We start from the raw sequence: 15299 nt of genomic DNA, 5'->3' as shown, positions 1-15299 counted from the left end.
CCAAATAAACACTATTCCCTGCCAACTATGACTGTTCCCTTTTTGTATGTTCGAAGAATAGTTAAGACTTAGGCTGACATCATTGTTAGATTCGTTTTCTGACAAAAAAATTAATTCACAAATTCTCTCCAATTCCCTAATTTCAGGCCATGAGCCAGACCTTTCCTTCTCTTGCTGACATCAAAGCAGCACATGCCCGAATCAAGCCTTTTATTCATCGCACTCCGATTCTTTCCTCCACTGCCATCAATGAAATTGCAGGTTGCGAGATTTTCTTTAAATGCGAAAACTTTCAAAAGGTCGGAGCATTCAAAGCCCGTGGAGCAGCAAATGCAGTGGTGAAATTGACCGAAGAGCAGAAATCAAAGGGAGTGGCAACACATAGTAGCGGCAATCACGCAGCAGCTTTGGCTAGAGCGGCAAGCGTGGCTGGTATTCCGTCTTATATTGTGATGCCTTCCAATGCACCTGAAATCAAAAAGAAAGCAGTGAAAGGTTATGGTGGGGAAATCATCGAGTGTGAACCGAATCTCAAAGCAAGAGAAACAACTTTGGAGGCAGTGGTGGCCAAAACCGGAGCGACATTTATTCCTCCTTACGATTTTATGGATGTGATCGAAGGACAGGCCACTTGTGTATTGGAACTGCTTGAAGATCAACCCAACTTAGACATCATCATGGCTCCAGTTGGAGGTGGAGGATTGCTTGGTGGTACAGCCTTGACGACACATTACCTTTCTCCAAAAACAGAAGTAATCGCCGGAGAACCAGCAGGTGCAGATGATGCTTTTCAATCATTTCAAGCAGGAAAGATCATTCCGCAATCAAGGCCGAATACCATTGCGGATGGTTTGTTGACATCCTTAGGAGTTTTGAATTTCGAACTGATCCAGAATTATGTTGCAGATATTCTTCTGGCCACTGATCCACAGATTATCGAAGCCATGCGCCTGATCTATGAGCGGATGAAAATCGTGATCGAACCCTCCTGTGCGGTACCATTAGCAGCTTTATTAGCCAATCAAGACCGCTTTGCAGGAAAAAAGGTAGGGATTATCCTTTCCGGTGGAAATGTGGATTTGGGAAAATTGCCTTTTTGAGTTTACCGCAGAGCACGCAAAGGTAAATTCAAAGTTCGCAAAGGTTTTTTAAGCGTATAGAAAAGTAAAGCCAAATATCAGCGCAATTAGGGTTCATATATTAGTGCTGTTAGCGCTGTTCAGGATTTGCAATCCTGAACTTAGATCAAAGGAATTCTAATCCGGAAATTTGAAAATTTCAATTAGTTAGTCTTTCACCTAACAAAAACTGCAAAAACGAAGATTAAAAATCTTCGGAAAGAACTTCGGGATTGCAAATCCCGAAGAGCAGATTGGATAAAATCACTTTTCTTATACAAAAACAGCCCAAATCGAAAGACTTGGGCTGTTTAAATTTGAATTCAATTAGGAGAATGAAATTAGATTCTCATAAACCAACTCCCAAGAATCTTTAAGTTTTTTAAATACCTTAATCTTTGAATAATTATCGATTTCAAAGGTCCTCCTTTCAATTATAACTCCATAAAGTTTTTGGTCTTCACCCCTCATAAGCATTGGATAGGAATAGGAATAAATTGTTTTTTTAGGCGAGAAGGATATTGTCCTGTTCAAATTAACCTTGCATTTTATAAAATCTGGTTCGACTTTTTGTTGGATGGTAGGATTTATAATTTGATCAATTTGTTGCTTATGGTCTTCATAGAATTCTCTATCAAGTTTCATGTTAATAACATTTATTTCATTATATGAGTGGTAACCCACTTCATTCCAGGAGATAAAACGCTCATCTATAAATACTGAATCATCTTTCTCACATACCAAATAATTGATTAATTCATATTCTTTGGAAGACTCGAGCTGAGTTTCTGTCATGCCAAAGAAAATTAAATTAACAAGGATCACTTTTAGCATATTCATCATTTTTTAATTCATGTACAATATTATTATGTATTCGAATTCGTTCACTTTCAGAAGTAATTAGAACATTAAAAGAGGGGTACCAGACATATTGCCCTGTCTCATTAATAAAAGATTTAGCTGAAAGACCTCCCCATGCAATATCATCAAAATAACCTCTTGGAATGCTGTTTGCGCCACCATATTTGGAATTCCATTCATTAAGCGAATATCCAATTGCATCTACAAACTGCGACATAAGGCCATGATGAATATCATTCATAATGAGACCTTCTGAATAAGCATAGTTCATCATGACATTATAAAAAATCCCTTCATCCTGAGGAGCGCATCCGACATATAATAAGTATGCATGAATTGATTCATGAAGAATAGTTCTAGCTATAGATAATCTAGTTGCACTTTCTAAATAGGCATTGTTTAAATTTATGGTTACCTCATTTTTTCCAGTAGATAAATTAAACACTATTTCTCGTTGAGTACCATTTGCTAAATCTCCATTTTTAACAATGAAATCAAAGTCATTTGCATTATTTAACAATTGAACTATTTCATTCATTTGATTGAGATGTCCAACGCTTGACTTTATGTTAGATGTTTTTAACAATTGTTTTAAAATACCACTTGCGCAGGGATTAGTTAATTGATTTAGAATAATACTTCCAGGATCTGAAATTACTGGAATAATATAATCACAATCAGGGCACCCTTCTTCCCCATTACCAAACTCATAATATGGATCTCCATCTATATAAATTGTTCCTTGAGGAGGATTCTCTCCCATGCTTCCAGTACAAGACACCTCAGTTATTGTCAAGGAATGATAAGTCGTGCCATAACCATATGGATCATCTTCTGGATCTCCGGGTTCATTTGATACCCAAACAACTTCTCTTGTATAAACCTGACAATCACCAGCAATTCTAGAATTTAAATTGTTATTTACTCCATATCTAATTGATTTTTTAATTTCACTTTCAAACACTTCAAATCCCACAAAATGATGTTCATCATAAGTAAAAATATCAATTCTACCAGACCAATATTCGTTTATCCCACTAAAGAAGATTTTTTTCATTTTACTTTTTGAATATTCATCTCCAGGATAATACCTTGCAATTAGGGGGTCAAACCTATCACTGGCAACATCTTTTATAAACATTATATTTTGGACTATAAACTTTGATGCATCTTGATCTGGAAAGCTATCTAAAAAACTTTTCGGAAAATACTTTGTAGCATTTTCTAAAGACACCTCAAAAACCTCTCTGCCATCCGGAAAATAGTAATGATGAAATTTATCCCAATCGGGTTCTTTTTCAAAAAATGGCAAAATCAATTCCTGGGATTCTGATCTGAAATTAGAACCTCGCTCAGGAAGTCTCAGTTTCGTTTTATTCTCTTCAAACCAGGCTTTGATTTTCACCAGTTGATCGTTTTCTACTGTTTGGATTTTTGGAGCTTCTGGTTCTTCTATACAGGAAGTAAAAAGAAAAGATGTCACTAAAAATAGCATCAAAAATAAGCCTGAAGAATAATTAATCAGGTTTTTGTACTTGGGGGGGGGGTAAAATGTTTTTCATAAAATTTGTTTAGGTTACTAATTGAAAACTTCTTTAAAATGATAGTTTAAAAAATACCAAACAAGAATTAGTTCATTTTTTAATTAAAAACCCTCCCAGAATTGCTTCCAAGAGGGTATTTATGATTAAGTTAATTATAAGAAATTTCCTACCATCGGAAGGCAGGCTCCTTTCGCAAGCTCCAGTCGAAATGACTCTTATTCCATTTTCAGATTTCAGTTTCAGCTTTCTCACTTTAGATTTCTGACTTTACTTTTAGACTTCTCACCTACCTTCGGTAGGCAAGCTTTAGCTTTCTGACTTCACTTCTTGCTTTCCGCCACCGCATGATGCGCTGCTCTCGCCGCAAAAGCCATATAAGTCAAGGAAGGGTTTTGGGTAGAAGTTGAAGTCATACTTGCACCATCCGTCACATAGACATTTGGTACGGCATGAAGCTGATGATTGGCATTCAAAAGCGAAGTTTTCGGGTCTTTCCCCATTCTTACGCCTCCCATCTCATGGATATCCAATCCCGGTTGACGATGATCGTCATTCACACGGATATTCGTAAAACCAGCTTTCTCAAACATCTCTGACATCTGCTCCTGATAATCCTTGATCATCTTCTCATCATTGTCATCGTAATCCACACTGATTTTCAGCTGAGGCATGCCATAAGGATCTTGCAAGTTTGGATCCAAAGCAACATAATTGCTTTCCTTTGGAATGGTCTCTCCCATCATATGCGAACCCACATACCATGGTCCATATTGATCTGGATTAAGCAGACTATTTTTCAGGTCCATTCCGATGCCTTCCGTATTTGGCCTTACACCTCGGCTTGCAGAGAAACCAGCAGCATAACCTCGAAGGAAATCCGTTTCCTGTTTGTACACATTTCGGAATCTTGGGAAATATGCACTGGTTGGTCTTCCACCGGAAGTGGTATATTCTAAATGACCTTCATATTGACCGGAAACTTGTGCTCTGTAATTATGAAACGCCACATATTTACCCAAAAGACCATTGTCATTTCCTAAACCATTTGGAAAACGATTTGAAGTGGAATTCATCAAAATCAAGTTGGAATTCAATGCTGCCGCATTTAAGAAAATCACCGGTGCATAAAACTCCTCCATTTCCTTGGTATTCGCATCGATGATTCGTACTCCAGTAGCTTTTCCAGCTTCTTCATCATAAATAATGGAATGAACCACCGCATCTGGTCTCAATGTCAGATTCCCTGTTTTCAAAGCCCAAGGGATCGTAGAGGAGTTGGAACTGAAATAACCACCAAATGGACAACCTCTTTGACACAAGTTTCTATTTTGACAGAAAGCTCTGCCTTGCGCTGTAAATTCTGGCCTAGGTTCATGAATATGTGCACATCGAGAAGAAATTAAGTGGCGGTCGTTGCCATAAGCTTTTTTCAGTTGCTCCTGAAAATGCTTCTCCACAATATTTAGATCATATCCAGGTAGAAACTCACCATCAGGCAAATTGGGTAATCCGTCTTTGTTACCTGAAACACCCGCGAATTTCTCCACATGGCTATACCAAGAAGCAATATCCTTGTATCGTATCGGCCAATCCACTGCAAACCCATCTCTTGCCGGTCCTTCAAAATCAAAGTCTGACCAGCGCTGCACCTGTCTTGCCCAAAGCAAAGACTTTCCTCCTACCTGATAGCCACGGATCCAGTCAAATGGCTTTTCCTGTACATAAGGATGCTCAGCATCTTTGACAAAGAAGTGTTTAGCGTCTTCACGAAAGGCATAACACTTACTGACGATTGGATTTGCTTCCTTCTCAGCTTGGGTGATTTGCCCACGATGTTCAAATTCGTAAGGAAGCATATTGGTTGTCGGGTAGTCCTTGTTATGCTCTACATTTCTTCCACGCTCAAGCATCAGGGTTTTTACTCCAAGGTCACAGAGTTCCTTTGCTGCCCAACTCCCACTGATTCCAGAACCGATCACGATGGCTTCGTAAGTCCGCTCCTGCTTGTTTCTGATATTTAAATTAGCCATTGATTCTAGGTTTTTGGATATCCGAAATCAACACAGAACCATTGTAAGCTCCAGGGATCAGGGAATAAGGAATTACTTCAGATTGGATGTACTCAGAGGCCATATAGCCCTGAATCGTCAATCTTTTTGTGGTATTTAAAAAGTAAGAAATCGCTTTATTTTCGGCACCTTTCTCGGTTTCATCCCCTTCCAAATTTTGGCCAGAGAGGATTATCGCTTCTTTTTCTTTTGGATTCAAATTGGCAAAATTCCCACCTCCGGACTGTTTTGCGAAGTCTGGAAATGCCGCTAAGCCTGTAGAAAACAACGTCTGCTGTTCTGAATTCAAACAATCATTGACCATGACCAATATAAAATCCGGCACTTCAATATCGAGTGCTCCTTTTATTTCTCCGGCTGGAATAATGACATTGGATATATCCCCAAGCAATTGCTTTTGGGACTGGGTGATTTTCAGATTATTGTAAGCTGTGAGGATATCATCTGAACTGAAATCGCAGGAAGGGATAAATGCCAATCCTCCTGAAATCAAAGCCAGATGCCTCAGGGCAATCCTTCTATTCATAGATTCGTATTTTGGGTATGATTAAATCGGGCAAATAATGTAACCAAAAAGGACATGAAAATCTATTGATTTATGACCATTGGCTTGAAATTGCCCAATCTAATAACCCTGCCTATTTTGTTAATACTCCGACCTCTCCAAATGTAGCACCATTTCCATCGGCAGTTTTTGCTGCTTTCAAGCGAATAAACTCAGCATTTACTGGCTCAAAACGCACCAATTGCTCAATAGGACTATTCACTATGTTGGAAAATTCTCCAGAAGAAACAGTTTTCCAAGACTTGCCATCTTCGCTCACCTGAAACTCAAAGTTGGTGATAATCCCACTTGGATATCTTGCCTGCATTGGCATGTAACTAAAGCCCTGAATTTCAATTTTTTCTCCCAAATCAATCGTCAGCATCCCATTTTCGCTGGTGAAGTAACTATTGGAGTTTTCATCGATGGCTTTCATATCTGCTGTTCCTATTGCTTTCCAGCCAGCTTTTGGCAAATCTAAATCCAAACGAACCGGATCACTCATTTTTCCTGTGGCAGGATCAAAAGAACTTGCCATCAAGGTGGTAGCTTCATTTACCGGAATTGGGGAACTGTAGGCTTGACTTTCCTTCGTTGGAGTGCTACCATCTAAAGTGTAGTATAACTCCAAATTAGTATCAGGTGCGGTCAAGGTTACTTCACCGGAAGTAGCACGCTTGGCAGTAGGAGGCAATAACAGTTTTGGTGCATGATATATACCAACTTCAGCAATCACAGGAACATCCTTGGAATCCAGGAAGTTTACTCTGATTTTTTGCGCTTTCGTATCTGGGAATCTTAAAATTCGCTTATGACCTATTGTAGTCCCTTCCGCTACTTTTTCCCAGGTTCCATTCACTTCTTTCTCCAGTGAAAAAGACTTAATTCTTTGGCCCAAGACCACATATTCCTGAATCAACAAGCGGTTGAAAACAGTTGGCTTACCAAAATCGATCTCCAAACTTCCAGACTTTTGGCCATCAGGAACAGACCAGTAAGTTTCGTAATCTTCATCTTGTACATATTCTGCCTGAAAATCTGATCCTCTTTCCACTGACGCAGACACAACAGCCTGAGAGACCAAATTCACAGCAAAATCTTCTTTCACCTTTTCTCCCAACTTCAATATGGCTTCCTCGTCATTTTCATGGATCAAGCCACGGGTATCAATTGGGAAATTGATTAACAGAGAAGTGTTACGGCCAATACTATTGTAGTAAATATCCACCAAGTTTGCCAAGCTTCTGACCTTATGATCTTCATAGGTATGATAATACCATCCCGGACGAATTGAAACGTTGGTTTCAGCTGGCACCCAATGCGTCCCATTTTCTTGACCTGGCGCATATTTCTGAGGATAATCAGGCATTCCTGCATAGACTGAATCTCGCATCAAATTTGCCCAGTTAGTTTCGAAAGCTTCCCCATGCTCATTTCCAACCCATCTCACATCTGGTCCACCATCACTGAACATCACAGCATTTGGCTGTAATTCTCTCACTAATTCATAAACTTCAGGCCATTTATAATAGGTCAATTTATCTACTTTTCTGGTTTCATTTGCTCCATCATAATACCCATCACCACCATTGGCTCCATCAAACCAAACTTCAAAAATTTCCCCATAATTCGTCAGCAACTCGGTCAACTGATTTCTCATGTAGGTAATGTATTCCGGCTTTCCGTAATCAGGGTGATTTCTATCCCATGGAGAATAATAAATACCGAATTTCAACCCATATTCCTTACAGGCTTCTGATAAATCCTTGATCAAATCTCCTTTTCCATCTTTCCAAGGGCTGTTTTTCACAGAGTGTTCTGTGTAAGCTGAAGGCCAAAGCACAAATCCATCATGATGCTTGGCCGTGATGATTAAGCCCTTCATACCTGCTTCACTTGCTACCCTAGCCCATTGTCTCGCATCCAATTCGGTTGGATTAAACTGCTCTGGCTTTTCATCCCCAAATCCCCATTCCCGATCAGAAAAAGTATTCATATTGAAATGCAGGAATCCGTAATATTCCAATTCCTGCCAAGCAATTTGCCTTGGGGCAGGTGTCGGCTCTACAGGGGTAACAGGTTCTCCCTTTTCTTGACAAAAGGTAAGACCCAGCAATAATGCAGGTAAAATATATTTTTTCATGAATTCAGAATTTGAGGGAGCATACTACCTAAAATACAGCAGAAAATAAAGAAAAAATTATAGGAAGAGCCAGATAGTTTTTCGAAAAAATAATAAAAGAAAATAACTTTCCGATTTCACGACTTCCCCTCCCTTTCAGAAAAGGGTTGATTATTTCCAGCTATTTTGATGGTTTCTCCATTTGTTCGAAAACAAAGATCCCTTTCTTATTGGCTATCACCACGTCCAGCAATCCATCTTCATTGATGTCTTTCGCGACCACATTCAGTCCGACTCCTGAGTCATCGTCAATTTGATGTGCTTTCCATTTTGGACTTGCCCCAGGCACAAACTCAAACCAGTATAAATAGGCTGGTTCCAAAGCACCCGTTCCTTCTCTCATGTGGGCATAATACCGTTTGCCGGTAATAAAATCTTTTTGACCATCTCCATTGAGATCTTCGAAAGCGACTGCATGGGTTTCAGACATTTCCTCAGTAAGCAAATGCCTTTCAAATTTTTGATTGGAACCATCTCCAAGATTTTCATACCACCAAATCCCTCGCTCATGAGCTGAGGCAGCGAATACATCCGCAAATCCATCTTGATTGAAGTCATAGGAATACATATGAGATACAGGTTCTCCTAAATTGGATGGATGCCAGCTCCAATTTGATTGCATTGGATCACCAGGGTTTTCCCACCAACCTTCCCTGATTACCACATCGGGGTTTCCATCACCATTCATGTCAGAGTATCCAAGTCCATGTGAAAAATTCTCACTTCCCGGTGTTTCCAGCTGGCTTATTGTATATTTTTCCCACCCTGTTTCACCTGGTTTTGTAGGGGCTTTCAACCAAATCATTTGTTTATTGGTCACATCTCCACAAAGGATGTCTTTTCTTCCATCACCATCTATGTCTACAAAATTCGGGGACTCATTCCCTACTGTTTCATGGATCATATGAACTTCCCAATGCCCATCGGCACCCTTTGGATTTTCATGCCAGTACACGGCTTTACCAGGAAAATCCACCCGAATCAAATCTATCCAACCATCCAGATTTACATCCAGATCGAAATTCAACATCGAATTGCTCCATTCTTTTTCGGGCACATATAATTTCGGTTCATAAATCTCGTGCTTTTCCCAATTGGGGGCTTCAAACCAAAATGGCCCAGCCATCACATCTAATTTTCCATCTTTATTGACATCTCCAACAGCAACTCCCTCGGATACAAAATCAGTGAATAAAACGGTCTTTTTGAAAGGAATATCTTGACTTTTATCCCGATCGGCCATCAATTGAGCTTCACAGAAATGGCTTATACCAAATCCTAAACATAACAGGAAAGTAACTTGATTCTTTCTCATGGTTTTTGGGTAAAGAGTCCGTGATATTCAATAGTTTTTTAATTGAGATTGCACTGCGACAGGGTACTGAGACTGCCTACTTTTCAATCATTTTTGTGTCAATAAAAACCCGATCAACGCATCAAAATCTTCCTCCGAAATGGACTCATTAAAATTATCAGGCATCAAAGTGTATTGAGATACTTTCTTCTCTTTGATATTTGATTTGGCAACAGAGAACTCCTGCCCTGCTGCATTTGCATAGATTTCCTGCTCGCCTTCCTCTCTTCTAAACAAGCCGCTGAGCATGTCTCCATCTTTCGTGGTAATCGTATAGGTTTTAAATGCCTGAGAAATATTTCTGTTCGGATCCAAAATCTTTTCCGTCAAAGCCCTTCTTCCCCAGTTGCCAATTCCATCCAGTTGCGGACCAATAATCCCTCCCTGACCTTCAATTTGATGACAAACTGTACAGGTATTGATAAAAATCGCTTTCCCTTTTTCGATGTCTGGTTTAGGTACAAACCTAGCCAACCGAGCATCAATCAAGTCTTGCCTTTCCTCAACTACTGAGGCCATTCCTTCCGTCAAAGCTTCATAGGATTGAGTTTGAGCAGGGTTCATTTTCGAAAGTAATTGCTCATTTACGCGTCGATCCAAAAGCACTCTAGGTGAAATCGTTCCTTCTTTCGCAGCCTGAAGAAGGCTGTTTCTTCCCTCATTTGAATTTACAAATACTGTAGCTATTGCCACTTGCAATCCTCTTGGAGCTTCTTGAAGAGCTTTATTAAGCATGGCGAAACTTCCGGAATAAGTTGAACCTCCTATCGCTCTTGCCAATTCCTCACGAAATGCTGGATCCGCATCCTTGTCCAAAAGTTTACTTTCTACCAAACTGGCATTTTCTGAAGGATTCAACTCTAAAAGTGCCTGGCCCGCCATCGCCTTCGGACGGTTTTTTGCCCAGGAGGAATTTAATAAATCCCGAAGACCAGGTTCGTAGGAATTCAGTCTATTTTCTTTCGCAATCTGTGTCGCAAAGACCTGTTGTCTCGCTATTTCTTCATAATACTCATATTCTTCATCTGCATGTGCAGAAGGCTGATCTTTGATGGCGGCTGGCTTATTTTCCAGATTTTTAAGGAAATCTCCCGCAAAAGATATTGCCCAATTTTTCATTTGATTGCTTGCAGCATTTCCTCCACGCTGGCCTAATCCTGACTGAATGGTTTGGTACAAAGAATATTGAGCAGCAGGATCGTTTTGAAATTTCTCCTGAATAAAAGAAATGGCCTGATTCAGTTGCCCTTCAGGAATGTATCTTCCCACATGCTCCAAATAAGCAACAGTACGATCATGACTTGGATTTTGGGTTTTCAGATTGGCAAAAATAAACTCTGAAGCCTTGGACGATGGTACATCCGTCATAGCATCCATGAGCACCGCAGCATCTTCTGTGCTCCAGTTTTGAGTAACAGTCTGATCCAGAATTTCACTTTCCCTGAGATGATCCCTCAAAGCTATCAATAAAGTGTATTTCAGATGGGAGTCATTCATCGGAGTTTTTTCAACTGCTTCTATCAATGGCTGAATATCCATCTGATCATGGTGTTTGACTAACACATCAGCCGCCGCACGTTGCGTATGCGGATCTGAGTTTTTAAGCCCTGCCAAAGCCTGCTTTTTATATTCTTCACCTAAGGTTGGATACTCTCCCAAAATCCGAAAAGCATGAACTCTAACTTCTTGATCTTGACTTTCAGAGGCTTTTCTCAACTCATCAAAACTCAGTTTATCAAGCCTTTTCAACACCCAAAGGGCATGGACTTTTTGTTTGGAATTGGCTTTTGGGTCTGCCAAAACTTCCTTCATCGGCGCAACTACATCTTCGCCAGAATAATCTACCAAACGATTCGAAGCCAACATTCGATGATGAAAAATCTCACTTCCCAATCCTTCTACCAACTCATCTATTGTTGCCTGAGACCAATCCGTTTTTTCTCCAGAATCACCTTTGTAGGTAATTCTCCAGATTCTCCCACTTTTCCGATCCCTTCCCGGATGATCTAAAGGAACTTCGTAATGCCCAATAATTCTGTTGTAAAAATCCGCAATATATAAAGCGCCGTCTGGACCTATTTTGATATCCACAGGTCTAAACCAAGGATCTTCACTGACCAAAAAATCTTTTTCTTTGATCGCCTGAGGTGTAGAACCAATGTATTCTACTGAGTTTCTACTCACTCGACAAGCTACCACATCGCCCGAGTAAAAACTGTTTCGATATTCCTCCGGAAAATCTAAACCCGTGTAATACTCCAAGCCCGAAAGTGCTGTTGATCCAATCTGGTAATCCATCATTTGCGGGCCAAAACCAAGTCCAGGGGATTTTTTGCCAAAATGTGGGTAATCTCCTTGATTGATGATTTGATAAATCGGCATAGAATGGCAATCCGCTGAATAAATATAACCAAAATCATCTACGGCATAGCCAAAGGGATTTACTCTTCCATAAGTAGTTTGCTCCACACGACTCCCATCAATCTTAAATCGGAAAGTATTCCCTGAAGTCATATGGATACTATCCCCATCTGCTCCAGCGATATTAGAAGTATTTCTAAAGCCATGGGAAGAATGGATCCAACCATCAATTCCGCGCATAAAATTATTGATCATCCCATGGGTATCTTCGTGTCCAAAAGGTCCCAAAAGCACCTTTTTCTCATCGTATCGATCATCTCCATTCTTGTCTTCGAAAAAATAAATATTCGGAATACTGTATGCGACTGCTCCACCTTTCACTGGCATGATGCCAATTGGGATGTTTAAATCACTGGCAAAGTCCGTGAATTTATCTGCCTTCCCATCTCCATCTGTATCTTCCAAAATCGTGATTTTATCTGTGCCAGAACCTGTAGATGCCTCATAAGGATATTCAATTGAATGGGTCACCCAAAGCCGTCCTTTGTCATCAAATTCCATATTGATAGGCTTGGTAATATCCGGTTCGGAAGCGTAGAGGTTTATTTCAAATCCAGGAGGCAAATGAAATCCGGCCATTTCTTCTTCTGGAGTCTGATAATCTGTAACCCGAATATGATCTTTGAAAAGTTCGGGATCTATGTATGAATCTGGATCGTATTCATTTTGCTCTTTTGGTTGGCAAGCAAATAATAATGTAAATCCTAAGAAAAATAGGTGGATGGATTTCATAGGCTAACTGGATATTTTGGGTCGAAAAGGCTTTCATAGAAATAAATTGGATCTCAGTACAAAAGCCCATAGAAAGTATCTCATTTCACCCTATTTTCCAAACATTTAGACTCGTTTTGGCACAATCCATACCTTTCACAACCTACTTAAAAAGTAGGAATGAAACCTTTGTCAAAGAATCTGGCTTTACTCTCCAAGATTCCTTTTATTTTTCCAGCATGAAACAGGCATTTACCTTAATTCTATTCTTAGCAAGCCTCCAACTCTCTGCACAGATCGAATTAAAAATCATAGATAACAACAGCAACTTACCACTTGAAAATGTGCGGGTGAAGTCTCAAGGCTCGCCCATTCTTAGTACCGACTCAAACGGCATCGTTTCAATCCCAAAAGACGAAACCATCAAATTTTCGTTTGCTTTAGAAGGCTATGAATCTTTCGAAACAACTTTTGGCCCAGGGAAACATGAGGTCAGACTTTCACCGATCAGCATCAATCTTGCTGCTGTTACTGTTTCAGCTTTTGAGTCTGAACGACCAATTCTCGAACAATCTGCCTCTATTTCTCTTGTTTCAGAAAAGGACTTTAGCAGGTTTAACGAAACATCTATCGTCAATTCTTTTAACACCAAACCTGGAATCCGAATTGAAGAAAGAGCACCAGCTTCCTATCGAATCTCTATCCGCGGAAGTTCCTTGAGAGCACCTTTCGGCGTTAGGAATGTAAAAGTCTATTGGAATGAAGTTCCATTTACCTCTCCCGATGGAACGACCGCCTTGAATTTATTGGATCTCACCAACATCAGAACTGCAGAGGTAATCAAAGGGCCATCAGGAAGTATTTATGGAGCTGGAAATGGTGGCGTAGTCAATCTTAAAAGCCAGGCAAATCCAAATGGCGGAAGGATTAGCACTGATTTTATGACAGGATCATTTGGTTTAAAACGCTTTAGACTGGGGATTTCCCAGCAAGTTGGAGCCGGAGGATTTGAAGCTTCTTATGTCACACAGAAATCAGATGGCTATAGAGAGCAGTCTGCAATGGACAGAAAAGTATTTCAGCTAGGAAGCTATTTTCCTGTCTCTGAAAAGCAAGAAATACGAACTCAATTGTTGATTTCTGACCTTAATTATCAAATTCCAGGAGCTTTAAATGCAGATCAGCTTGCTGAAGATCCAACCCAGGCCCGCCCAGGATCTGTAGCCCAAAACAGCTCAATAGCCCAGCAATCTGTTTTTGCTTCCATGGCACAGTTGTATAAAATATCTAATAGAGCAAAGAATAATACTGTTCTCTATTTGAATACGAACGATTTTGAAAACCCTTTTAACCTCGATTACAAAAAGGAGTTGGGTTTTGGTTACGGGGGAAGGTCCACTTTTACAATAGATAGCAAACTGGGAGGAAAAGACCTTAGAATCATCGCAGGTGGTGAATTCCAGACAAGTTTTACCGAAGCCACAAATTTCGGAAATCGTGGAGGCGTAGCAGATACCATACGATTTGCTGACAAGCTGCGCGCAACCCAAGGCTTTTTGTTCCAGCAAGCGGAGTGGCAAGGTTCCGAGAAACTATTGATGACGGTTGGTTTAAGTGAAAACTTTTCAAGTTTTGAGATCGACCGTCAAATCGATGCAACTGGAGGACCATTGGGAGTACAAACACGAACTTTTGACCCGATTGTTGTCCCAAGATTTGCTTTCAATTATCAGCTAAACCAGTATTCTTCTCTATTCTCAAGTTTAAGCAGTGGATTCTCTCCACCAACCATCGACGAGGTGAGAACCAATGAGGGAAGTTTAAATCTCGACTTGGAGGCGGAAAAAGGTATAAATACTGAATTGGGCTATAGACTGGGTAAAGAACGCCTAAATATTGAAGCAACAACTTTTTATTTTCAGCTAAAACAAACGATTACAACTTACACCAATGAACAAGGTGTGGTTCTTTTTAGAAATGCCGGAGCTACAGATCAAAAAGGCATCGAAGTGGCAATTGATTATGCAATTCTCCAAAACAATACCGGGTTTTTCTCTGATCTAAAAGTTGGAACAGCTTTCACAGGACATTATTTCAAATTCAAAGACTACCAAAAACAAGACAACGATTATTCAGGAAATGACCTGACTGGAGTTGCTCCAAATACAGTTGTCAGCAGAATTGACCTCCGAACGGCTCCGGGAATTTACCTGAATTTCACTCACCAGTTTACAGATAAAATGCCTCTAAATGATGCCAATACTGTCTACCAAGATTCATACAATTTGGTAAACCTCCGCTTTGGTTGGGTCAAATGGATCGGAAAAGCATGGGAAATTGAAGCATTTGGAGGAGTTGACAATCTGCTGGACGAAAGCTATTCCCTTGGAAATGACCTCAATCCTTTTGGTGGAAGGTATTACCAACCTGCTCCAACCAGGAATTGGTATGGAGGCATAAAAGTAGGATTCAATTATTAACTGTAAATTTTAGGA

The 15299-nt window shown here is 40.1% G+C and carries 9 protein-coding genes; 2 read left to right on the top strand and 7 right to left on the bottom strand.

Annotated elements, in window-relative coordinates; genetic code table 11:
- The first annotated feature begins 149 nt into the window (after positions 1-149).
- Entirely contained in the window at positions 150-1100 is a 951-nt protein-coding gene (locus tag FHS59_RS12030; protein WP_184495387.1) for a pyridoxal-phosphate dependent enzyme, read from the top strand.
- A 345-nt stretch (positions 1101-1445) separates the two neighbouring features.
- Here FHS59_RS12030 and FHS59_RS12025 read toward each other — a convergent pair whose 3' ends face one another.
- The 7 genes from FHS59_RS12025 to FHS59_RS11995 all read right to left on the bottom strand — a co-directional run bounded on the left by FHS59_RS12025 (position 1446) and on the right by FHS59_RS11995 (position 12825).
- Positions 1446-1913, bottom strand: coding sequence for a hypothetical protein (locus FHS59_RS12025; RefSeq protein ID WP_184495386.1), 468 nt, complete (start codon positions 1911-1913; stop codon positions 1446-1448).
- 16 nt (positions 1914-1929) lie between these two features.
- Positions 1930-3474 carry a hypothetical protein gene (locus FHS59_RS12020; protein ID WP_184495385.1) on the bottom strand — a complete coding sequence of 515 codons (1545 nt, stop codon included), beginning with the start codon at positions 3472-3474 and terminating at the stop codon, positions 1930-1932.
- A gap of 369 nt (positions 3475-3843) precedes the next feature.
- Positions 3844-5553 carry a GMC oxidoreductase gene (locus FHS59_RS12015; RefSeq protein WP_184495384.1) on the bottom strand — a complete coding sequence of 570 codons (1710 nt, stop codon included), beginning with the start codon at positions 5551-5553 and terminating at the stop codon, positions 3844-3846.
- On the bottom strand, positions 5546-6118 hold the full coding sequence (locus FHS59_RS12010; protein WP_184495383.1) for a gluconate 2-dehydrogenase subunit 3 family protein: 573 nt from the start codon (positions 6116-6118) through the stop codon (positions 5546-5548). Before FHS59_RS12010 ends, FHS59_RS12015 begins: the two co-directional genes overlap by 8 nt.
- Before the next feature lie 112 nt (positions 6119-6230).
- Positions 6231-8279, bottom strand: coding sequence for an alpha-L-fucosidase (locus tag FHS59_RS12005; protein WP_184495382.1), 2049 nt, complete (start codon positions 8277-8279; stop codon positions 6231-6233).
- 160 nt (positions 8280-8439) lie between these two features.
- A complete protein-coding gene (locus tag FHS59_RS12000; RefSeq protein ID WP_184495381.1) occupies positions 8440-9633 on the bottom strand; it encodes an FG-GAP repeat domain-containing protein in 1194 nt (397 codons plus the stop codon).
- Between the two features lie 87 nt (positions 9634-9720).
- Positions 9721-12825 carry a PVC-type heme-binding CxxCH protein gene (locus FHS59_RS11995; RefSeq protein ID WP_184495380.1) on the bottom strand — a complete coding sequence of 1035 codons (3105 nt, stop codon included), beginning with the start codon at positions 12823-12825 and terminating at the stop codon, positions 9721-9723.
- A 218-nt stretch (positions 12826-13043) separates the two neighbouring features.
- On the opposite strand from FHS59_RS11995, the gene FHS59_RS11990 reads away from it, so the two are divergent.
- Positions 13044-15284, top strand: coding sequence for a TonB-dependent receptor (locus FHS59_RS11990; RefSeq protein WP_184495379.1), 2241 nt, complete (start codon positions 13044-13046; stop codon positions 15282-15284).
- The last annotated feature ends 15 nt before the right edge of the window (positions 15285-15299 follow it).

Source organism: Algoriphagus iocasae (assembly GCF_014206875.1).
GTDB classification, from domain to species: Bacteria; Bacteroidota; Bacteroidia; order Cytophagales; family Cyclobacteriaceae; genus Algoriphagus; species Algoriphagus iocasae.
Note: the sequence above shows the minus strand (reverse complement) of the source record. Positions and strands in the feature narration are given on the sequence as shown.

What these genes read in the sequence shown, in the direction of transcription:
- FHS59_RS12030 (WP_184495387.1), top strand. Translation starts at nt 150, where the DNA reads ATGAGCCAGACCTTTCCTTCTCTTGCTGACATCAAAGCAGCACATGCC.
- FHS59_RS12025 (WP_184495386.1), bottom strand. Translation starts at nt 1,913, where the DNA reads ATGACAGAAACTCAGCTCGAGTCTTCCAAAGAATATGAATTAATCAAT.
- FHS59_RS12020 (WP_184495385.1), bottom strand. Translation starts at nt 3,474, where the DNA reads ATGCTATTTTTAGTGACATCTTTTCTTTTTACTTCCTGTATAGAAGAA.
- FHS59_RS12015 (WP_184495384.1), bottom strand. Translation starts at nt 5,553, where the DNA reads ATGGCTAATTTAAATATCAGAAACAAGCAGGAGCGGACTTACGAAGCC.
- FHS59_RS12010 (WP_184495383.1), bottom strand. Translation starts at nt 6,118, where the DNA reads ATGAATAGAAGGATTGCCCTGAGGCATCTGGCTTTGATTTCAGGAGGA.
- FHS59_RS12005 (WP_184495382.1), bottom strand. Translation starts at nt 8,279, where the DNA reads ATGAAAAAATATATTTTACCTGCATTATTGCTGGGTCTTACCTTTTGT.
- FHS59_RS12000 (WP_184495381.1), bottom strand. Translation starts at nt 9,633, where the DNA reads ATGAGAAAGAATCAAGTTACTTTCCTGTTATGTTTAGGATTTGGTATA.
- FHS59_RS11995 (WP_184495380.1), bottom strand. Translation starts at nt 12,825, where the DNA reads ATGAAATCCATCCACCTATTTTTCTTAGGATTTACATTATTATTTGCT.
- FHS59_RS11990 (WP_184495379.1), top strand. Translation starts at nt 13,044, where the DNA reads ATGAAACAGGCATTTACCTTAATTCTATTCTTAGCAAGCCTCCAACTC.